The sequence below is a fragment of the Pseudomonas boreofloridensis genome (genome assembly GCF_030580795.1).
In the GTDB taxonomy this organism is placed as follows: Bacteria; Pseudomonadota; Gammaproteobacteria; order Pseudomonadales; family Pseudomonadaceae; genus Aquipseudomonas; species Aquipseudomonas boreofloridensis.
Map to the genome: position 1 here is coordinate 14,397 of NZ_JAUQOQ010000018.1, position 18,989 is coordinate 33,385.

31 protein-coding genes are annotated in these 18,989 nt (G+C 56.7%); all 31 read left to right on the forward strand.

Going from position 1 to position 18,989, the window contains the following annotated elements:
* Positions 1 to 16 precede the first annotated feature (16 nt).
* The 31 genes from fusA to Q6A47_RS18965 all read left to right on the forward strand — a co-directional run bounded on the left by fusA (position 17) and on the right by Q6A47_RS18965 (position 18,829).
* The gene (gene fusA, locus Q6A47_RS18815) at positions 17 to 2,164 is read left to right on the forward strand and encodes an elongation factor G (protein ID WP_029614356.1); all 2,148 of its coding nucleotides are present in this window, start codon (positions 17 to 19) and stop codon (positions 2,162 to 2,164) included.
* A 27-nt stretch (positions 2,165 to 2,191) separates the two neighbouring features.
* Positions 2,192 to 3,385 carry an elongation factor Tu gene (gene tuf, locus Q6A47_RS18820; protein ID WP_003255489.1) on the forward strand — a complete coding sequence of 398 codons (1,194 nt, stop codon included), beginning with the start codon at positions 2,192 to 2,194 and terminating at the stop codon, positions 3,383 to 3,385.
* A gap of 141 nt (positions 3,386 to 3,526) precedes the next feature.
* Entirely contained in the window at positions 3,527 to 3,838 is a 312-nt protein-coding gene (rpsJ, locus tag Q6A47_RS18825) for a 30S ribosomal protein S10 (RefSeq protein ID WP_003186070.1), read from the forward strand.
* Positions 3,839 to 3,919: 81 nt separating this feature from the next.
* On the forward strand, positions 3,920 to 4,555 hold the full coding sequence (gene rplC / locus Q6A47_RS18830) for a 50S ribosomal protein L3 (RefSeq protein WP_304485062.1): 636 nt from the start codon (positions 3,920 to 3,922) through the stop codon (positions 4,553 to 4,555).
* Between the two features lie 12 nt (positions 4,556 to 4,567).
* The gene (gene rplD, locus Q6A47_RS18835; protein WP_009397517.1) at positions 4,568 to 5,170 is read left to right on the forward strand and encodes a 50S ribosomal protein L4; all 603 of its coding nucleotides are present in this window, start codon (positions 4,568 to 4,570) and stop codon (positions 5,168 to 5,170) included.
* Complete coding sequence (gene rplW / locus Q6A47_RS18840) at positions 5,167 to 5,466, forward strand: 50S ribosomal protein L23 (protein WP_029614574.1); 300 nt, start codon at positions 5,167 to 5,169, stop codon at positions 5,464 to 5,466. The genes rplD and rplW overlap by 4 nt, the downstream gene beginning before the upstream one ends.
* A 14-nt stretch (positions 5,467 to 5,480) precedes the next feature.
* Positions 5,481 to 6,305 carry a 50S ribosomal protein L2 gene (rplB, locus tag Q6A47_RS18845; RefSeq protein WP_029614573.1) on the forward strand — a complete coding sequence of 275 codons (825 nt, stop codon included), beginning with the start codon at positions 5,481 to 5,483 and terminating at the stop codon, positions 6,303 to 6,305.
* A 16-nt stretch (positions 6,306 to 6,321) separates the two neighbouring features.
* Positions 6,322 to 6,597: a 30S ribosomal protein S19 gene (gene rpsS, locus Q6A47_RS18850; RefSeq protein ID WP_010486981.1), complete on the forward strand. Its 276-nt coding sequence runs from the start codon at positions 6,322 to 6,324 to the stop codon at positions 6,595 to 6,597.
* An 11-nt stretch (positions 6,598 to 6,608) separates the two neighbouring features.
* A complete protein-coding gene (rplV, locus tag Q6A47_RS18855; protein WP_003103908.1) occupies positions 6,609 to 6,941 on the forward strand; it encodes a 50S ribosomal protein L22 in 333 nt (110 codons plus the stop codon).
* Positions 6,942 to 6,954: 13 nt separating this feature from the next.
* A complete protein-coding gene (rpsC, locus tag Q6A47_RS18860) occupies positions 6,955 to 7,641 on the forward strand; it encodes a 30S ribosomal protein S3 (RefSeq protein WP_003255481.1) in 687 nt (228 codons plus the stop codon).
* 12 nt (positions 7,642 to 7,653) lie between these two features.
* Positions 7,654 to 8,067 (forward strand): 50S ribosomal protein L16, encoded by a 414-nt coding sequence (gene rplP, locus Q6A47_RS18865; protein ID WP_009397508.1) that lies wholly within the window; start codon positions 7,654 to 7,656, stop codon positions 8,065 to 8,067.
* The gene (gene rpmC, locus Q6A47_RS18870; protein WP_002555481.1) at positions 8,067 to 8,258 is read left to right on the forward strand and encodes a 50S ribosomal protein L29; all 192 of its coding nucleotides are present in this window, start codon (positions 8,067 to 8,069) and stop codon (positions 8,256 to 8,258) included. The genes rplP and rpmC overlap by 1 nt, the downstream gene beginning before the upstream one ends.
* A 2-nt stretch (positions 8,259 to 8,260) precedes the next feature.
* A complete protein-coding gene (rpsQ, locus tag Q6A47_RS18875) occupies positions 8,261 to 8,527 on the forward strand; it encodes a 30S ribosomal protein S17 (RefSeq protein ID WP_023534981.1) in 267 nt (88 codons plus the stop codon).
* Between the two features lie 23 nt (positions 8,528 to 8,550).
* On the forward strand, positions 8,551 to 8,919 hold the full coding sequence (gene rplN / locus Q6A47_RS18880) for a 50S ribosomal protein L14 (RefSeq protein ID WP_011063774.1): 369 nt from the start codon (positions 8,551 to 8,553) through the stop codon (positions 8,917 to 8,919).
* 11 nt (positions 8,920 to 8,930) lie between these two features.
* Positions 8,931 to 9,245, forward strand: coding sequence for a 50S ribosomal protein L24 (rplX, locus tag Q6A47_RS18885; RefSeq protein ID WP_016715319.1), 315 nt, complete (start codon positions 8,931 to 8,933; stop codon positions 9,243 to 9,245).
* 20 nt (positions 9,246 to 9,265) lie between these two features.
* Positions 9,266 to 9,805: a 50S ribosomal protein L5 gene (gene rplE / locus Q6A47_RS18890; protein WP_012316517.1), complete on the forward strand. Its 540-nt coding sequence runs from the start codon at positions 9,266 to 9,268 to the stop codon at positions 9,803 to 9,805.
* A 13-nt stretch (positions 9,806 to 9,818) separates the two neighbouring features.
* Positions 9,819 to 10,124, forward strand: a complete 306-nt coding sequence (gene rpsN, locus Q6A47_RS18895; RefSeq protein ID WP_009397499.1) for a 30S ribosomal protein S14 — start codon at positions 9,819 to 9,821, stop codon at positions 10,122 to 10,124.
* A gap of 209 nt (positions 10,125 to 10,333) precedes the next feature.
* Positions 10,334 to 10,726, forward strand: coding sequence for a 30S ribosomal protein S8 (gene rpsH, locus Q6A47_RS18900; protein ID WP_008089805.1), 393 nt, complete (start codon positions 10,334 to 10,336; stop codon positions 10,724 to 10,726).
* A gap of 12 nt (positions 10,727 to 10,738) precedes the next feature.
* A complete protein-coding gene (gene rplF, locus Q6A47_RS18905; protein WP_009681972.1) occupies positions 10,739 to 11,272 on the forward strand; it encodes a 50S ribosomal protein L6 in 534 nt (177 codons plus the stop codon).
* A 10-nt stretch (positions 11,273 to 11,282) separates the two neighbouring features.
* Entirely contained in the window at positions 11,283 to 11,633 is a 351-nt protein-coding gene (gene rplR / locus Q6A47_RS18910; protein ID WP_029614571.1) for a 50S ribosomal protein L18, read from the forward strand.
* A 3-nt stretch (positions 11,634 to 11,636) separates the two neighbouring features.
* Positions 11,637 to 12,137 carry a 30S ribosomal protein S5 gene (rpsE, locus tag Q6A47_RS18915; protein WP_003255465.1) on the forward strand — a complete coding sequence of 167 codons (501 nt, stop codon included), beginning with the start codon at positions 11,637 to 11,639 and terminating at the stop codon, positions 12,135 to 12,137.
* 2 nt (positions 12,138 to 12,139) lie between these two features.
* Positions 12,140 to 12,316 (forward strand): 50S ribosomal protein L30, encoded by a 177-nt coding sequence (rpmD, locus tag Q6A47_RS18920; protein ID WP_029614570.1) that lies wholly within the window; start codon positions 12,140 to 12,142, stop codon positions 12,314 to 12,316.
* 3 nt (positions 12,317 to 12,319) lie between these two features.
* Positions 12,320 to 12,754: a 50S ribosomal protein L15 gene (rplO, locus tag Q6A47_RS18925; RefSeq protein ID WP_039580851.1), complete on the forward strand. Its 435-nt coding sequence runs from the start codon at positions 12,320 to 12,322 to the stop codon at positions 12,752 to 12,754.
* Positions 12,755 to 14,086, forward strand: coding sequence for a preprotein translocase subunit SecY (gene secY, locus Q6A47_RS18930; RefSeq protein ID WP_003257108.1), 1,332 nt, complete (start codon positions 12,755 to 12,757; stop codon positions 14,084 to 14,086). It begins immediately after the preceding gene.
* 29 nt (positions 14,087 to 14,115) lie between these two features.
* Positions 14,116 to 14,232 carry a 50S ribosomal protein L36 gene (rpmJ, locus tag Q6A47_RS18935; RefSeq protein WP_011531897.1) on the forward strand — a complete coding sequence of 39 codons (117 nt, stop codon included), beginning with the start codon at positions 14,116 to 14,118 and terminating at the stop codon, positions 14,230 to 14,232.
* 131 nt (positions 14,233 to 14,363) lie between these two features.
* Entirely contained in the window at positions 14,364 to 14,720 is a 357-nt protein-coding gene (rpsM, locus tag Q6A47_RS18940) for a 30S ribosomal protein S13 (RefSeq protein WP_003255457.1), read from the forward strand.
* A gap of 18 nt (positions 14,721 to 14,738) precedes the next feature.
* Entirely contained in the window at positions 14,739 to 15,128 is a 390-nt protein-coding gene (gene rpsK / locus Q6A47_RS18945; protein WP_003255454.1) for a 30S ribosomal protein S11, read from the forward strand.
* Between the two features lie 15 nt (positions 15,129 to 15,143).
* A complete protein-coding gene (rpsD, locus tag Q6A47_RS18950) occupies positions 15,144 to 15,764 on the forward strand; it encodes a 30S ribosomal protein S4 (RefSeq protein ID WP_029614568.1) in 621 nt (206 codons plus the stop codon).
* 22 nt (positions 15,765 to 15,786) lie between these two features.
* A complete protein-coding gene (locus Q6A47_RS18955) occupies positions 15,787 to 16,788 on the forward strand; it encodes a DNA-directed RNA polymerase subunit alpha (protein WP_003255452.1) in 1,002 nt (333 codons plus the stop codon).
* Between the two features lie 42 nt (positions 16,789 to 16,830).
* The gene (rplQ, locus tag Q6A47_RS18960; protein ID WP_003255451.1) at positions 16,831 to 17,217 is read left to right on the forward strand and encodes a 50S ribosomal protein L17; all 387 of its coding nucleotides are present in this window, start codon (positions 16,831 to 16,833) and stop codon (positions 17,215 to 17,217) included.
* Positions 17,218 to 17,389: 172 nt separating this feature from the next.
* Complete coding sequence (locus Q6A47_RS18965) at positions 17,390 to 18,829, forward strand: catalase (protein ID WP_304485063.1); 1,440 nt, start codon at positions 17,390 to 17,392, stop codon at positions 18,827 to 18,829.
* Positions 18,830 to 18,989 lie beyond the last annotated feature (160 nt).

The following is an 18,989-nucleotide window of genomic DNA, read 5'->3' on the forward strand; positions in this document are numbered from 1 at the left end:
ATTTTGCGAGGGCTTTATGGCTCGTACTACAGCAATTAACCGCTACCGTAACATCGGTATCTGCGCGCACGTTGATGCGGGTAAGACTACCACTACCGAGCGGATCCTGTTCTACACAGGTCTGAGCCACAAAATGGGCGAGGTGCACGACGGCGCCGCGACCACCGACTGGATGGTGCAGGAGCAGGAGCGGGGTATCACCATTACCTCCGCTGCCGTTACTACCTTCTGGAAAGGTTCCCGTGGTCAGTACGACAACTACCGCGTAAACGTCATCGATACCCCCGGCCACGTTGACTTCACCATTGAAGTTGAGCGTTCGCTGCGCGTACTCGACGGCGCGGTCGTCGTATTCTGCGGTACTTCCGGCGTTGAGCCGCAGTCCGAAACCGTATGGCGCCAGGCCAACAAGTACGGTGTTCCACGTGTTGTCTACGTGAACAAGATGGACCGCGCGGGTGCCAACTTCCTGCGCGTTGTCGGTCAGATCAAGAACCGTCTGGGTCATACTCCGGTTCCGGTTCAGCTGGCTATCGGTGCAGAAGATGACTTCCAGGGTCAGGTTGACCTGATCAAGATGAAGGCCATCTACTGGAACGATGACGACAAAGGCACCTCCTATCGTGAGGAAGAAATTCCTGCCGATATGCTGGAGTTGGCTGAAGAGTGGCGCAGCAACATGGTTGAAGCCGCCGCTGAAGCCAACGAAGAGCTGATGAACAAGTACCTTGAAGAAGGTGAGCTGACCGCCGAAGAGATCAAGGCAGGCCTGCGTGCGCGCACCCTGGCCAGCGAGATCGTTCCGGCTGTCTGCGGTTCTTCGTTCAAGAACAAGGGTGTTCCTCTGGTTCTCGACGCTGTCATCGACTTCCTGCCTGCTCCGACCGAGATTCCGGCGATCAAGGGTATCCATCCCGATCTGATCGACGTGCCGAAGGACGAAGTCAAGCCAGAACAGTATGACGAGCGTCCTGCTGACGACAACGAGCCGTTCTCGGCTCTGGCGTTCAAGATTGCCACCGACCCGTTCGTGGGTACTCTGACCTTCGTTCGCGTCTACTCGGGCTTCCTGACCTCCGGTGACTCCGTCATCAACTCGGTCAAGGGCAAGAAAGAGCGCGTTGGTCGTATGGTGCAGATGCACGCCAACCAGCGTGAAGAGATCAAAGAAGTACGCGCTGGCGACATCGCTGCTTTGATCGGCATGAAGGACGTCACTACCGGCGACACCCTGTGCAACGCCGACAAGCCGATCATCCTCGAGCGTATGGACTTCCCTGAGCCGGTCATTTCGCTCTCCGTAGAGCCGAAAACCAAGGCTGACCAGGAGAAGATGGGTATTGCTCTGGGCAAACTGGCCCAGGAAGACCCGTCGTTCCGCGTCAAGACCGACGAAGAAACCGGTCAGACCATCATCTCCGGTATGGGTGAGCTGCACCTGGACATCCTCGTTGACCGCATGAAGCGCGAGTTCAACGTCGAGTGCAACGTCGGCAAGCCGCAGGTTTCGTACCGCGAGAAGATCACCAAGTCCAACGTTGAGATCGAAGGTAAGTTCGTTCGTCAGTCGGGTGGTCGTGGTCAGTTCGGTCACTGCTGGATCCGTTTCTCGGAACCGGACGTCGACGAGAAGGGCAACATCACCGAAGGTCTGGTGTTCACCAACGAAGTCGTTGGTGGTGTGATTCCTAAGGAATTCATCGCCCCGATCCAGAAGGGTATCGAAGAACAGATGAAGAACGGCGTTGTCGCCGGTTATCCTCTGCTCGGCCTGAAGGCCACGGTATTCGACGGTTCGTACCACGACGTCGACTCCAACGAAATGGCGTTCAAAATCGCTGCTTCGATGGCCACCAAGCAACTGGCCCAGAAGGGCGGTGGCGTGGTTCTCGAGCCGATCATGAAGGTCGAGGTTGTAACCCCGGAAGACTACCTGGGTGACGTGATGGGTGACCTGAGCCGTCGTCGCGGGATGATCCAGGGTAATGAAGACTCGGTGTCCGGCAAGGTAATCACTGCTGAGGTGCCGCTGGGAGAGATGTTCGGTTACGCAACCGATGTTCGTTCCATGTCTCAGGGTCGCGCAAGCTACTCCATGGAATTCTCCAAATACGCCGAAGCTCCGTCGAACATCGTCGAAGCACTCGTTAAAAAACAAGGCTAATCCCCTTTAGGCAAGAGGTTCACTGTCGTGGCTAAAGAAAAATTTGATCGTTCCCTTCCCCACGTTAACGTCGGCACCATCGGCCACGTTGACCACGGTAAGACCACTCTGACCGCAGCTCTGACTCGCGTTTGCTCCGAAGTTTTCGGTTCGGCAATCGTTGAGTTCGACAAGATCGACTCGGCTCCGGAAGAAAAAGCGCGCGGTATCACCATCAACACCGCTCACGTTGAGTACAACTCGACCATTCGTCACTACGCTCACGTTGACTGCCCAGGTCACGCTGACTACGTGAAGAACATGATCACCGGTGCTGCCCAGATGGACGGCGCGATCCTGGTGTGCTCGGCCGCTGATGGTCCGATGCCACAAACCCGTGAGCACATCCTGCTGTCCCGTCAGGTTGGCGTTCCGTACATCGTGGTCTTCCTGAACAAGGCTGACCTGGTAGACGACGCTGAGCTGCTGGAACTGGTCGAGATGGAAGTTCGCGACCTGCTGTCCACCTACGACTTCCCAGGCGACGACACCCCGATCATCATCGGTTCGGCTCGTATGGCGCTGGAAGGCAAAGACGACAACGAAATGGGCACTACCGCTGTCAAGAAGCTGGTAGAGACTCTGGACAGCTACATTCCTGAGCCAGTTCGTGCCATCGACCAGCCGTTCCTGATGCCGATCGAAGACGTGTTCTCGATCTCGGGCCGTGGTACCGTTGTGACCGGTCGTATCGAGCGTGGTATCGTCCGCGTTCAGGATCCGCTGGAAATCGTTGGTCTGCGTGACACCACCACCACCACCTGCACCGGCGTTGAGATGTTCCGCAAGCTGCTGGACGAAGGTCGTGCTGGCGAGAACTGCGGCGTTCTGCTGCGTGGTACCAAGCGTGACGACGTTGAGCGTGGCCAGGTTCTGGTCAAGCCAGGTTCGGTCAAGCCGCACACCAAGTTCACCGCAGAAGTCTACGTTCTGTCGAAAGAAGAAGGCGGCCGTCACACGCCGTTCTTCAAAGGCTACCGTCCTCAGTTCTACTTCCGTACCACTGACGTGACCGGTAACTGCGAACTGCCGGAAGGCGTTGAAATGGTAATGCCAGGTGACAACATTCAGATGACTGTCACTCTGATCAAGACCATCGCAATGGAAGACGGTCTGCGCTTCGCCATCCGTGAAGGCGGTCGTACCGTCGGCGCCGGCGTCGTAGCAAAAATCATCGAGTAATCACTCGACCGGTTGAAAAAGCCCCCGCTCAGCGGGGGCTTTTTTTATTGGGTTGACACTAAATGGGGGCGTCTATAGAATCACGCCTCCTTTTAGCGGGCGTAGTGCGTCCGTTGGGAACAGCCTGGAGTCTGAAATCCAATGCAAAATCAGCAAATCCGTATCAGGTTGAAGGCTTTCGACCATCGCCTGATCGACCAATCCACCCAGGAAATCGTGGAAACCGCGAAACGTACTGGTGCACAAGTGCGTGGTCCAATTCCACTGCCTACTCGCAAAGAGCGTTTCACCGTTCTGGTCTCCCCGCACGTCAACAAAGACGCGCGTGACCAGTACGAGATTCGCACTCATAAGCGCGTTCTGGACATCGTCCAGCCGACGGATAAAACCGTTGATGCGCTGATGAAGCTTGATCTTGCGGCAGGTGTGGAAGTGCAGATCAGCCTCGGCTAAGACTTCGGTCCTAGTCGTGTAACGCTCTGAAATGGGCGGCCATAGCGGGTGAAAGCCCCGTACACTCATGAGGTTTACAACATGACTATTGGTGTAGTCGGTCGCAAATGCGGTATGACCCGCGTTTTCACCGAAGAAGGTGTCTCCATTCCGGTCACGGTCATTGAGATCGAGCCGAATCGCGTCACCCAGTTCAAAACTGAAGAATCCGATGGCTACCGTGCAGTGCAAGTCACTGTCGGCGAGCGTCGTGCTTCGCGTGTGACTGCCGCTCAGGCAGGTCACTTCGCCAAGGCTAACGTTGCCGCTGGTCGCGGTGTCTGGGAGTTCCGTCTTGAAGAAGGCGATTTCCAGGCTGGCGATCTGATCAAAGCTGAACTCTTCACTGCAGGCCAGCTGGTAGACGTAACCGGTCAGTCCAAAGGTAAAGGCTTCGCCGGTACCATCAAGCGTTGGAACTTCCGTGGTCAGGACAGCACCCACGGTAACTCCGTATCGCACCGTGTCCCTGGCTCCATCGGCCAGTGCCAGACTCCTGGTCGTGTATTCAAGGGCAAGAAGATGTCCGGTCACATGGGCGCCGAGCGCGTGACTGTTCAGTCCCTGGAAGTAGTACGCGTAGACGCTGAACGCAACCTCCTGCTGATCAAGGGTGCCGTTCCAGGCGCTACTGGCGGCGACGTGGTTGTGCGTCCAGCTGTCAAGGCTCGCGGTTAAGGGGAAACTGACATGCAACTTAATGTAAATGACGCTCAGGCGATCGAAGTTTCCGAACTGACTTTCGGTGGCGAATTCAACGAGACGCTGGTACACCAAGCAGTCGTGGCCTACATGGCCGGCGGCCGTCAGGGCACCAAGCAGCAAAAGACCCGTTCCGACGTGGCCGGTGGCGGTAAGCGCCCATGGCGTCAGAAGGGTACTGGCCGTGCTCGTGCCGGTACCACTCGTGGTCCGATCTGGCGTGGCGGTGGTGTCACCTTCGCAGCTCGCCCTCAAGATCACTCGCAGAAGCTCAACAAGAAGATGTACCGCGCAGCTCTGCGCTCCATCCTCTCCGAGCTGGTGCGTAGCGATCGTCTGGTCGTGGTTCAGGACTTCGCTGTCGAAGCGCCGAAAACCAAAGACTTGCTGAACAAGCTGAACGGCATGGGCCTGAACGATGTTCTGATCGTTTCGGACGCAGTTGATCAGAATCTGTATCTGGCTGCTCGTAACCTGCCGCACGTCGACGTACGTGACGTACAAGGTTCCGACCCGGTAAGCCTGATCGCCTACGAGAAAGTGTTGATCACTGTCTCCGCCGTGAAGAAATTCGAGGAGCTGCTGGGATGAACCAGGAACGCGTATTCAAAGTCCTCCTTGGCCCGCACGTTTCCGAGAAGGCTACCGTTCTGGCTGAGAAAAAAGGCCAGTTCGTATTCAAGGTTGCTACCGATGCAACCAAGCTGGAAATCAAGAAAGCTGTCGAAGGCCTGTTCAACGTGAAAGTTGAAAACGTGTCGACTGTCAACGTGATGGGTAAAACCAAGCGTACCGCACGTGGTCTGGGCAAGCGCAATGACTGGAAGAAGGCGATCGTATCCCTTCAGCCAGGCCAAGATCTCGATTTCAGCAGCAGTGCTGAGTAAGGAAGGGGTGCATCATGGCAATCGTTAAATGCAAACCGACTTCCCCTGGCCGCCGTTTCGTGGTCAAGGTGGTCAACAAGGAGCTGCACAAAGGCGCTCCTCACGCACCGCTGCTCGAGAAGAAATCGAAGTCTGGTGGTCGTAACAACAATGGCCGCATTACTACCCGTCATGTGGGTGGTGGTCATAAGCAGCACTACCGTCTGGTCGACTTCCGTCGCAACGACAAAGATGGCATCCCTGCCACTGTCGAGCGCGTCGAATATGACCCGAACCGTACTGCTCACATCGCACTGCTGTGCTACGCAGACGGCGAGCGTCGCTACATCATCGCCCCTAAAGGCGTGAGCGCTGGCGACCAGCTGATCGCAGGTGCACTGGCCCCAATCAAGGCTGGTAACTCCCTGCAGCTGCGCAACATCCCAGTAGGTAGCACCATTCACGGCATCGAGCTGAAGCCGGGTAAAGGTGCACAGATCGCTCGTTCCGCTGGCGCTTCGGCTCAGCTGATCGCTCGTGAAGGTGCCTATGTGACTCTGCGTCTGCGCTCCGGTGAGATGCGCAAAGTACTGGCTGAATGCCGTGCGACCCTGGGTGAAGTCTCGAACTCCGAGCACAGCCTGCGTTCGCTGGGTAAAGCAGGTGCTAAACGCTGGCGCGGCGTTCGCCCAACCGTTCGTGGTGTTGCCATGAACCCGGTTGACCACCCGCATGGTGGTGGTGAAGGTCGTACCTCCGGTGGTCGTCATCCGGTATCGCCATGGGGCTTCCCAACCAAGGGTGCGAAGACCCGCGGTAATAAGCGTACCGACAACATGATCGTCCGTCGTCGCAAGTAACTAGAGGGATACGACAGTGCCACGTTCTCTGAAAAAAGGTCCTTTTATCGATCTTCACCTGCTGAAGAAGATCGAAGTGGCGGTGGAAAAGAACGATCGCAAGCCGGTGAAAACCTGGTCGCGCCGTTCGATGATCCTGCCACAAATGGTCGGTCTGACCATCGCGGTACACAACGGTCGCCAACACGTCCCCGTTCTCGTGAACGAAGACATGGTCGGCCACAAACTGGGCGAGTTCGCCGGTACCCGCACCTATCGCGGGCACGTGGCTGACAAGAAAGCCAAGCGTTAAGGGGTAAGGAAATGGAAGTAGCCGCTAAGTTGTCGGGCGCTCGAATCTCCGCCCAGAAAGCCCGCTTGGTCGCCGACCAGATCCGCGGGAAGAAGGTGGGCGAAGCGCTCAACCTGTTGGCCTTCAGCAGCAAAAAAGCCGCTGAAATCATGAAGAAAGTCCTCGAGTCGGCCGTTGCCAACGCCGAACACAACGAAGGCGCAGACGTTGATGACCTGAAGGTCTCCACCGTTTTCGTCAACGAAGGGCGTTCGCTTAAGCGCATCATGCCGCGTGCCAAAGGCCGCGCTGATCGCATCGTCAAGCGGTCTTGCCATATCACTGTCAAGGTTGCGGACAAGTAACGGAGTCGATCAGATGGGTCAGAAAGTACATCCCACTGGCATTCGCCTGGGAATCGTCAAGGAGCACACCTCCGTCTGGTACGCAGACGGTGCTACTTACGCAGATTACCTGTTGAAGGATCTGAAAACGCGTGAGTACCTCCAAGACAAACTAAAAAGCGCGTCCGTAAGCCGTATCGATATTCATCGTCCGGCTCAAACTGCACGCATCACCATCCACACTGCTCGTCCCGGTATCGTTATCGGCAAGAAAGGTGAGGATGTCGAGAAGCTGCGTCAGGACCTGACCAAGCAGATGGGTGTGCCTGTGCACATCAACATCGAAGAGATCCGCAAGCCGGAGCTCGACGCCATGCTGGTTGCTCAAAGCGTTGCCCAGCAGCTGGAGCGCCGCGTTATGTTCCGTCGCGCCATGAAGCGCGCAGTACAGAACGCCATGCGTATTGGTGCCAAGGGCATCAAGATCCAGGTGAGCGGTCGTCTCGGCGGTGCCGAGATCGCCCGTACTGAGTGGTATCGGGAAGGTCGTGTGCCACTGCACACCCTGCGTGCCGATATCGACTACAACACCTACGAAGCTCACACCACCTACGGTGTGATCGGTGTGAAGGTTTGGATCTTCAAAGGCGAAGTGATTGGTGGTCGCCAGGAAGAGCTGAAGCCGCAAGCACCAGCGCCTCGTAAAAAAGCTGCTAAGTAAGGGGTACGCCAAATGTTGCAACCAAAGCGTACAAAATTCCGCAAGCAGATGACTGGCCACAACCGTGGTCTGGCACTGCGCGGTAGCAAGGTCAGCTTCGGCGAGTTCGCCCTGAAAGCTGTTGCTCGCGGTCGCCTCACCGCCCGTCAGATCGAGTCGGCACGTCGTGCACTGACCCGTCACGTTAAGCGTGGCGGCAAGATCTGGATCCGCGTCTTCCCGGACAAGCCAGTTACCAAGAAGCCTCTTGAAGTGCGGATGGGTAAAGGTAAGGGTTCCGTGGAGTACTGGGTTGCCCAGATCCAGCCAGGCAAAGTCCTGTACGAGATCGAGGGTGTTTCTGAAGAGCTGGCGCGCGAAGCTTTCGCTCTGGCCGCTGCAAAGCTGCCTCTCGCCACCTCCTTTGTTAAGCGGACGGTGATGTGATGAAAGCGAATGAACTTCGTGAAAAATCGGCACAGCAACTGAACGAGCAACTGCTCGGCTTGCTGCGCGACCAGTTCAATCTGCGTATGCAGAAAGCAACTGGCCAGTTGGGGCAGTCGCACCTGCTCTCGCAAGTTAAGCGTGACATCGCTCGCGTGAAAACTGTGCTCAACCAGCAGGCAGGTAAGTGATCATGGCTGAAGCTGAAAAAACCGTCCGTACGCTGACTGGCCGTGTCGTCAGCGACAAAATGGACAAGACCATCACCGTTCTGATCGAGCGTCGCGTCAAGCACCCGATCTACGGTAAATACGTTAAGCGTTCGACTAAGCTGCACGCGCACGACGAAACTAACCAGTGCAAAATCGGCGACAAGGTTTCCATCACCGAAACCCGTCCGCTGGCCAAGACCAAGTCCTGGGCACTGGTTGAAGTCCTCGAACGCGCTGTTGAAGTCTAAGGGCTAGGGGTCGGAGAAATTTTATGATTCAGACTCAATCCATGCTCGATGTGGCCGATAACAGCGGCGCTCGTCGCGTCATGTGCATCAAGGTGCTCGGCGGTTCGCACCGCCGTTACGCTGGCATCGGTGACATCATCAAAGTAACCGTCAAGGAAGCGATTCCTCGCGGTAAGGTCAAAAAAGGCCAGGTGATGACCGCTGTTGTCGTCCGTACCCGTCACGGTGTACGTCGCGCTGACGGTTCCATCATTCGTTTCGACGGCAACGCTGCTGTTCTGCTGAACAACAAGCAAGAGCCGATCGGTACTCGCATCTTCGGGCCAGTGACCCGTGAGCTTCGTAACGAGAAGTTCATGAAGATCGTCTCGCTCGCCCCTGAAGTGCTGTAAGGAGATCCGACATGCAAAAGATTCGTCGTGACGACGAGATCATCGTGATCGCCGGCAAAGACAAGGGCAAGCGCGGTAAGGTGCTGAAGGTGCTCGCTGACGACCGTCTGGTCGTTGGTGGTGTCAACCTGGTCAAGCGTCATACCAAGCCGAACCCGATGGCAGGCGTTCAGGGCGGTATCGTCGAGAAAGAAGCGCCTCTGCACGCTTCCAACGTGGCCATCTTCAATGGCGAAACCAACAAGGCTGACCGTGTTGGTTTCAAAGTAGAAGACGGTAAGAAAATTCGTGTCTTCAAGTCGACCCAAAAAGCGGTTGATGCTTGAACACTGCTAGGTAGAAGACCATGGCACGACTGAAAGAGATTTACCGGAACGAAATCGCTCCCAAGCTTAAGGAAGAACTTAAGCTGTCGAACGTAATGGAAGTTCCGCGCGTTACCAAGATCACCCTGAACATGGGTCTGGGCGAAGCGATCGGTGACAAGAAAGTCATCGAGCACGCTGTTGCCGATCTCGAAAAGATCACCGGCCAAAAGCCGGTCGTGACCTTCGCTCGTAAATCCATCGCGGGCTTCAAAGTCCGTGAGGGCTGGCCGATCGGTGTCAAGGTGACCCTGCGTCGCGAAAAAATGTACGAGTTCCTGGACCGCCTGCTGGCGATCTCCCTGCCTCGGGTTCGCGACTTCCGCGGCCTGAATGCCAAGTCCTTCGACGGTCGTGGCAACTACAGCATGGGCGTGAAAGAGCAGATCATCTTCCCGGAAATCGACTACGACAAGATCGATGCTCTGCGCGGTTTGGACATCACCCTGACCACCACTGCTCGTTCGGACGACGAAGGCCGCGCTCTGCTGCGTGCTTTCAAGTTCCCGTTCCGCAACTGATTGGAGTAGGAAAATGGCCAAGAAGAGCATGAAAAACCGCGAGCTGAAGCGTCAGCTCACGGTAGCCAAGTACGCTAAAAAGCGTGCCGAGCTGAAAGCGACCATCGTCAACCTGAACGCCTCTCCTGAAGAGCGTTTCGCTGCCGTTGTCGCGCTGCAGAAGCAGCCGCGTGATGCCAGTGCCGCACGTCTGCGCAACCGTTGCCGCCTGACCGGTCGTCCTCACGGTGTTTACCGTAAGTTCGGCCTGGGCCGTAACATGCTGCGCCAGGCTGCAATGCGCGGCGACGTACCAGGTCTGGTCAAGGCCAGCTGGTAAGCGCTGCTGGTGTGATTTCCGGTGGAAGGAGAGAAATCTCCGACCACCGGTGGCCTCGCCAACGAACAAGCCCCTTCATGGGGCTTGTTTCGTTTCTGTCTTGTGTCTAGAATGACCGGCTCACCTGGGCCTGGGTATTTTGCCCTGCCTGCTTAGGTGGTTGTGATAGCCGCAAGGCTAATAATTCTTGTATCAGGAGCATCTAGCCCATGAGTATGCAGGACCCGTTAGCGGACATGCTAACTCGCATCCGTAATGCCCAGATGGCTGAAAAGTCCGTCGTAAGCATGCCTTCCTCCACCCTGAAGGTCGCGGTTGCCAAAGTTCTGAAAGATGAAGGTTACATCGCCGGCTACCAGGTAACTGGTGAGGCCAAGCCTTCCCTGTCGATCGAACTGAAGTACTTCGAAGGCCGTCCGGTCATCGAGGAACTGAAGCGCTCCAGCCGTCCAGGCCTGCGCCAGTACAAGTCCGTCACCGATCTGCCGAAAGTACGTGGCGGTCTGGGCGTGTCTATCGTCTCCACCAACAAAGGTGTGATGACTGATCGCGCTGCGCGCGCTGCCGGTGTCGGTGGCGAAGTTCTGTGCACAGTGTTCTAAGGGGAGATAGGCATGTCTCGCGTTGCTAAGAACCCCGTTAAGCTGCCCGCCGGTGTCGAAGTCAAATTCGCCGGCCAGCAGCTTTCGGTGAAGGGTGCCAAGGGCACTCTCGAACTGAACGTTCACTCGTCTGTTGAAGTTACCGAAGAGTCCGGCGAACTGCGCTTCGTCGCTCGCAACGGTGACCAGCAAGCTCGCGCCATGGCCGGTACCACCCGTGCTCTGGTGAACAACATGGTCCAGGGCGTAAGCCAAGGCTTCGAGCGCAAGCTCCAGCTGGTCGGTGTTGGTTACAAGGCACAGGCCAAGGGCACTGTCCTGAACCTGGCTCTGGGCTTCTCGCATCCAGTGGACTACGAACTGCCAGCCGGTATCACCGCAGAAACCCCAAGCCAGACCGATATCCTGATCAAGGGTATCGACAAGCAGCTGGTGGGTCAGGTGGCCGCTGAAATCCGCGACTTCCGTCCGCCAGAGCCTTACAAAGGCAAGGGTGTGCGTTACGCGGACGAAGTAGTCCGTCGTAAAGAAGCCAAGAAGAAGTAGGGCCTAGCAAATGACCGACAAAAAAGTTACTCGACTGCGTCGCGCTCGCAAAGCACGCCTGAAAATGCACGAGCTCGAAGCCGTGCGTCTGTGCGTGTTCCGCTCCTCGCAGCACATCTATGCCCAAGTCATTTCGGCCGACGGCAGCAAGGTTCTGGCAAGCGCCTCGACCTTGGACAAAGACCTGCGTGATGGCGCCACCGGCAACATCGACGCGGCCACTAAGGTTGGCAAGCTGGTTGCTGAGCGTGCGAAAGCCGCCGGTGTATCTCAAGTTGCCTTTGACCGTTCCGGCTTCAAGTACCATGGCCGCGTCAAAGCGCTGGCCGATGCTGCTCGTGAAGGCGGGCTGGAGTTCTAAGTTATGGCAAATAACGATCAAAAGCGCGACGAAGGCTACATCGAGAAGCTGGTTCAAGTTAACCGCGTTGCTAAAACCGTCAAAGGCGGCCGTATCTTCACCTTCACCGCGTTGACCGTGGTAGGTGATGGTAAAGGTCGCGTCGGCTTCGGCCGTGGCAAGTCGCGCGAAGTACCTGCTGCGATTCAGAAAGCCATGGAAGCTGCACGTCGCAACATGATCCAGGTTGACCTGAAGGGCACCACCCTGCAGTACGCCACCAAGGCTGCCCACGGCGCCTCGAAGGTTTACATGCAGCCTGCTTCGGAAGGTACCGGTATCATCGCCGGCGGCGCAATGCGTGCTGTCCTGGAAGTTGCTGGCGTCCAGAACGTTCTGGCCAAGTGCTACGGTTCGACCAACCCAGTGAACGTGGTCTACGCCACCTTCAAGGGTCTGAAAGCCATGCAATCTCCTGAATCCATTGCTGCCAAGCGCGGCAAGAGCGTCGAGGAGATCTTCTGATCATGGCAACCGTAAAAGTAACGCTGATCAAGAGCACCGCTGGCCGTCTGCCTAACCACATTCTGTGCGTTAAAGGCCTGGGTCTGCGTCGCATCGGTCACACTGTAGAAGTCCAGGATACTCCCGAGAATCGCGGGATGATCAACAAGGCTTACTACATGCTGCGCGTCGAGGGTTAATCGATGAAACTCAATGATCTGAGTCCAGCGCCGGGTTCCCGTCGCGAGAAGCATCGTCCGGGTCGTGGTATCGGTAGCGGTTTGGGCAAGACTGGTGGCCGCGGCCACAAAGGTCAGACCTCCCGTTCCGGTGGCACCATCGCTCCGGGCTTCGAAGGCGGTCAACAACCGCTGCACCGTCGTCTGCCGAAGTTCGGCTTCGTCTCCCTGAAGGCAATGGACCGCGCCGAAGTGCGTCTGTCCGAGCTGGCCAAGGTGGAAGGTGACGTGGTTACCGTACAGTCCCTGAAGGACGCCAACGTGATTGGCCAGAACGTTCAGCGTGTGAAAATCATGCTGTCGGGCGAAGTCACTCGCGCTGTCACCATCAAGGGCATCGCAGCCACCAAAGGTGCGCGTGCGGCTATCGAAGCAGCTGGCGGCAAGTTCGAGGAATAAATGGCTAAGCAAGGTGCTCTCTCTTCGCTCGGTAAGGGCGGGATGTCGGAACTCTGGGCTCGTCTGCGCTTTCTGTTCATGGCGATCATCGTCTACCGGATCGGCGCGCACATCCCGGTGCCTGGCATCAATCCAGACCGTCTGGCGGATCTGTTTCGGCAGAATGAGGGGACCATTCTTAGCTTGTTCAACATGTTTTCCGGTGGTGCGCTGGAGCGCATGAGTATTTTCGCATTGGGGATCATGCCGTACATTTCGGCATCGATCATCATGCAGCTCATGACCGCGGTCAGCCCACAACTGGAGCAGTTGAAGAAGGAAGGTGAAGCTGGCCGTCGCAAGATCAGCCAGTACACCCGCTACGGCACCGTTATCCTGGCGCTGGTTCAAGCCATTGGCATGTCCATTGGCCTGGCCAACCAGGGCGTGGCGTTTTCTGTAGGCCTGGGCTTCCATGTCGTTGCCGTCTCCACCTTTGTGGCCGGCGCAATGTTCATGATGTGGCTCGGCGAGCAGATCACCGAGCGCGGTGTAGGCAACGGTATCTCGATGTTGATCTTCGCAGGTATCGTTGCCGGTCTTCCGAGAGCAATCGGGCAGTCTTTCGAGTCTGCGCGCACAGGCGATATCAATATTTTCGCCCTGGTCGCTATCGGTTTGCTTGCAGTAGCGATCATCGGTTTCGTGGTGTTCATCGAGCGTGGTCAGCGTCGTATCGCCGTTCACTACGCCAAGCGTCAGCAGGGCCGCAAGGTTTTCGCTGCGCAGACCAGCCACTTGCCGTTGAAGGTAAACATGGCGGGCGTCATTCCCGCCATTTTTGCCAGCAGCATCCTGCTGTTCCCGGCTTCGTTGGGTGCCTGGTTCGGTCAGTCTGAAGGTATGGGCTGGCTGCAGGACATCTCGCAGTCGATCGCTCCTGGTCAGCCGTTGAACATTCTGCTGTTTAGTGCAGGGATCATTTTCTTCTGCTTCTTCTATACAGCGTTGATGTTCAACCCGAAAGACGTAGCGGAAAACCTGAAGAAGTCCGGTGCCTTTATTCCGGGTATCCGTCCTGGTGAGCAGTCGGCGCGCTACATTGATGGCGTTCTGACTCGTCTGACCATGTTCGGTGCTCTTTACATGATGGCCGTCTGCCTTCTGCCCCAGTTCCTGGTGGTGGCTGCAAACGTGCCGTTCTACCTTGGCGGGACCTCGTTGCTGATTGTGGTGGTGGTTGTGATGGACTTCATGTCCCAAGTACAATCGCACCTCGTTTCGCACCAGTACGAATCCCTGATGAAGAAAGCCAACCTGAAAGGCTACGGTGGCAGCGGTCTGCTGCGCTGATAGACCCCCTAAGGTTCGAGGAGTCGGTAATGAAAGTTCGTGCATCGGTGAAAAAGCTGTGCCGCAACTGCAAGATCATTCGTCGCGAAGGTATCGTGCGCGTGATCTGCAGCGCGGAACCGCGTCACAAGCAGCGCCAAGGCTGAGTGTGATCTGCGCTTCAAACCCAGCAGCTAGTGCGCTGCTGGGTTGATTATTCGTTTCTACAGCGATATTATCTCGCGCCCTATTTCTTGGCTTCCGGGGCGTAGGTAGCTGTCAATTGGAGTCCCACTGAATGGCCCGTATTGCAGGCGTCAACATTCCAGATAACAAGCATACTGTTATCTCGCTGACCTACATCTATGGTGTCGGTCGCACTACTGCACAGAAAATCTGTGCAGATGCTGGTGTAAATCCAGCCGCTAAGATCAAGGATCTGAGCGACGAGCAAATCGAAACCCTGCGTGGCGAAGTTGCGAAGTTCACCACCGAAGGTGACCTGCGTCGTGACATCAACATGAAGATCAAGCGCTTGATGGACCTGGGTTGCTACCGCGGCCTGCGCCATCGTAAAGGTCTGCCGGTTCGCGGTCAGCGCACCAAGACCAACGCACGCACCCGTAAGGGCCCGCGTAAGCCGATCCGCAAGTAATCGCCCAGGAATATAGACATGGCAAAACCTGCTGCTCGTCCTCGTAAGAAAGTCAAAAAGACAGTGGTTGATGGCATCGCCCACATCCACGCTTCTTTCAACAACACCATCGTGACCATCACCGATCGTCAGGGCAACGCATTGTCCTGGGCGACTTCCGGTGGTTCGGGTTTCCGTGGTTCGCGCAAATCCACCCCGTTCGCAGCTCAGATCGCTGCTGAGCGTGCTGGTCAAGCTGCGCTGGAATACGGTCTGAAGAACCTCGACGTGAACGTCAAGGGTCCAGGTCCAGGTCGTGAGTCCGCCGTTCGTGCATTGAACAGCTGCGGCTACAAGATCGCCAGCATCACCGACGTGACGCCTATCCCGCATAACGGGTGCCGTCCGCCGAAGAAGCGTCGCGTGTAATCAGGAGACAGAAGAATGGCACGTTACATTGGTCCAAAATGCAAACTGTCTCGTCGTGAAGGCACCGACCTGTTCCTGAAGAGCGGCGTTCGCGCTCTGGAATCGAAGTGCAACATCGAAGCAGCCCCAGGTATCCACGGCCAGCGCCGTGGCCGTCAGTCCGACTACGGTACCCAGCTGCGCGAGAAACAAAAAGTCCGTCGTATCTACGGTGTTCTGGAGCGTCAGTTCCGCGGTTACTACCAAGCTGCTGCCTCGAAAAAAGGCGCAACCGGTGAGAACCTGCTGCAACTGCTCGAGTGCCGTCTGGATAACGTCGTCTACCGTATGGGCTTCGGCTCGACTCGTTCCGAGTCCCGTCAGCTGGTTTCGCACAAAGCGATCAGCGTCAACGGTAAGACTGTAAACATTCCATCCTACCAAGTTCGTCCGGGTGACGTGGTCGCAGTTCGCGAGAAGTCGCTGAACCAGCTGCGCATTGTTCAGGCCCTTGAACTGTGCTCTCAGCGTGGCCGCGTTGAGTGGGTAGACGTTGATTCCGCTAAAAAGTCGGGCGTTTTCAAGAACGTTCCTGCTCGCAGCGACCTGTCCGCCGACATCAACGAAAACCTGATTGTCGAGCTCTACTCCAAGTAAGGGCTAGAAAATAGGTGCATCCATGCAGATTTCGGTAAATGAGTTCCTGACGCCCCGTCACATCGACGTTCAGGTGGTCAGTCCAACCCGCGCCAAGATCACGCTCGAGCCTCTCGAGCGTGGTTTCGGCCATACCCTGGGCAACGCGCTGCGCCGCATCCTGTTGTCCTCCATGCCTGGCTGTGCAGTAGTCGAGGCCGAGATCGATGGCGTACTCCATGAGTACTCCGCGATCGAAGGTGTACAGGAAGACGTCATTGAAATCCTGTTGAACCTCAAAGGTCTGGCTATCAAGCTGCACGGTCGTGACGAAGTTACGCTGACCTTGTCGAAAAAGGGTTCGGGGGTGGTTACCGCTGCCGATATTCAGCTGGATCACGATGTCGAGATCGTCAACCCCGATCACGTAATCGCGAACCTGGCGTCCAACGGCGCCCTGAACATGAAGCTCACCGTAGCTCGTGGTCGTGGTTACGAGCCGGCCGACTCCCGTCAAACCGACGAAGACGAAAGCCGCAGCATTGGCCGTCTTCAGCTGGACGCTTCGTTCAGCCCGGTGCGTCGTATCGCCTACGTGGTCGAGAACGCCCGTGTTGAACAGCGTACAAACCTGGACAAGCTGGTCATCGATCTGGAAACCAACGGCACCCTGGATCCTGAAGAGGCCATCCGTCGGGCCGCGACCATCCTGCAACAGCAGCTGGCCGCGTTCGTCGACCTCAAAGGTGACAGCGAGCCGGTCGTGGTCGAGCAGGAAGACGAGATCGATCCGATCCTGCTGCGCCCGGTTGACGACCTGGAACTGACTGTACGTTCGGCCAACTGCCTCAAGGCGGAGAACATCTACTACATCGGCGACCTGATTCAGCGTACCGAAGTAGAGCTGTTGAAGACTCCTAACCTGGGCAAGAAGTCCCTGACCGAAATCAAGGACGTCCTGGCCTCTCGTGGTCTGTCTCTCGGCATGCGCCTCGACAACTGGCCGCCTGCAAGTCTTAAGAAAGACGACAAGGCGACTGCCTGATCGTCGTAATCACCGAACGTAGTGTTTGGTAAGGAATGAATCATGCGTCATCGTAAAAGTGGACGTCACCTGAGCCGTACCAGCTCTCACCGCAAGGCTATGTTCCAGAACATGGCAGTGTCGTTGATCGAGCACGAGCTGATCAAAACCACCCTGCCGAAAGCCAAGGAACTGCGCCGCGTTGCCGAGCCGCTGATCACCCTGGCCAAGGAAGACAGCGTTGCCAATCGTCGTCTGGCCTTCGACCGTACCCGTTCGAAGTCTGCTGTTGGCAAACTGTTCAACGATCTGGGCAAGCGCTACGCCACTCGTCAGGGCGGCTACCTGCGCATCCTGAAGTGCGGTTTCCGCGCTGGCGACAACGCGCCTATGGCGTACGTCGAGCTGGTTGATCGTCCAGTCGGTGGTGCTGTAGAAGCTGCCGAGTAAGACGTTCCGTCTGCTACAAAGAACCGGGCCTAGTGCCCGGTTTTTTGTGTTCGAATAAATTGTAAAAATCTATCGAACATAAAACATCAATGCATTAGATCTTTTTATCTGTGCTCGCGATACTGCTCCCCAAGCCGATCAAGCCAACATTTGCGTCTGATAAGGAGAGCCCATGAGCAAGATCCTCACCACCGCCAGCGGTGCGCCCGTTGCCGACAACCAGAATTCCCGCTCCGCGGGTCCGCGCGGTCCATTGCTGCTCGACGATTTCCACCTGATCGAAAAGCTTGCCCATTTCAACCGCGAAAACATCCCTGAGCGCCGTGTGCACGCAAAGGGCTCGGGCGCCTATGGCACCTTCACCGTGACTCGCGATATCACTGAGTACACCAATGCTCGGCTTTTCGATGGCATCGGCAAGCAGACCGAAACCTTCCTGCGGTTCTCTACCGTAGGTGGAGAGCGCGGCTCTGCCGACACCGAACGCGATCCACGTGGCTTCGCCGTCAAGTTCTATACCGAAGAGGGCAACTGGGACATCGTGGGTAACAACACGCCCGTGTTCTTCATTCGCGATCCACTCAAGTTCCCCGACTTCATCCACACGCAGAAGCGCAACCCTCAGACCAACCTGAAAAGTGCGCAAATGATGTGGGACTTCTGGTCGCATTCGCCTGAGGCGCTGCACCAGGTCACCATACTGTTCTCTGATCGTGGCATTCCGGATGGCTACCGCCACATGCACGGCTTCGGCAGCCACACCTACAGCCTGATAAACGCCGAGGGACAGGGCACCTGGGTCAAATGGCACTTCAAGACGCAGCAGGGCATCAAGAACCTGACGCCGGCCGATGCTGCGCGTATCGCAGGTACTGACCCTGACTACGCCCAGCGTGACTTGTTCGAGGCCATCGAGCAGGGCAACTATCCGCGTTGGACAGTATGCATTCAGGTCATGAGCGAGGAGGAGGCTGCCAACCGAGCCGAAAACCCGTTCGACGTCACCAAGACCTGGTCGCAGAAAGAATATCCACTGATCGAAGTTGGCGTGCTTGAGCTCAACCGCAATCCGCTCAACTACTTCGCCGAAGTCGAGCAGGCTGCATTCGGGCCGAGCAACATGGTGCCGGGCGTGGGCTTGTCGCCCGATCGTATGCTGCAGGGTCGCGTGTTCGCTTACGCTGACGCCCATCGTTACCGCGTCGGTACCAATCACCAACACTTGCCGGTGAATGCGCCGCGCTGCGCGGTAAACAGCTATCAGCGCGACGGTGCCATGAGCATGGGTAGCTATGGCAGTGCTCCTAACTACGAGCCAAACAGCTTCGCCGACGCGCCCAAGCAGTCCCCGCGCCAGGCGGAACCCGCCTTGGCGCTCAATGGCGCAGCCGATCGTCACGATCATCGTGAGGACGACGACTACTACAGCCATGCCGGTGCACTGTTCCGGTTGATGAGTCCTGAGCAACAAGCGCTGTTGATCGACAACATCGCAGGCACTATGGCGGGTGTGACGGAAGAAGTGGTTCGACGCCAGTTGCAGCACTTCCATAAAGCCGATCCGGCTTATGGTGGCGGGATTGCCAAAGCGCTGGGCATCAATCTGTTCTGAGTCGAAGTGATAAGGAGAACCGCCCGCATTTGGGCGGTTTTTCAATGAAAATCACTACTGTTTGTCGAGTTTTTTCGCATAAATTGCGCGGTATCGAGTGACCTTGGGAAAATCATGGTTCACACTATGAGCCTATCAAGCGTTATTCAGGAGTATCAGG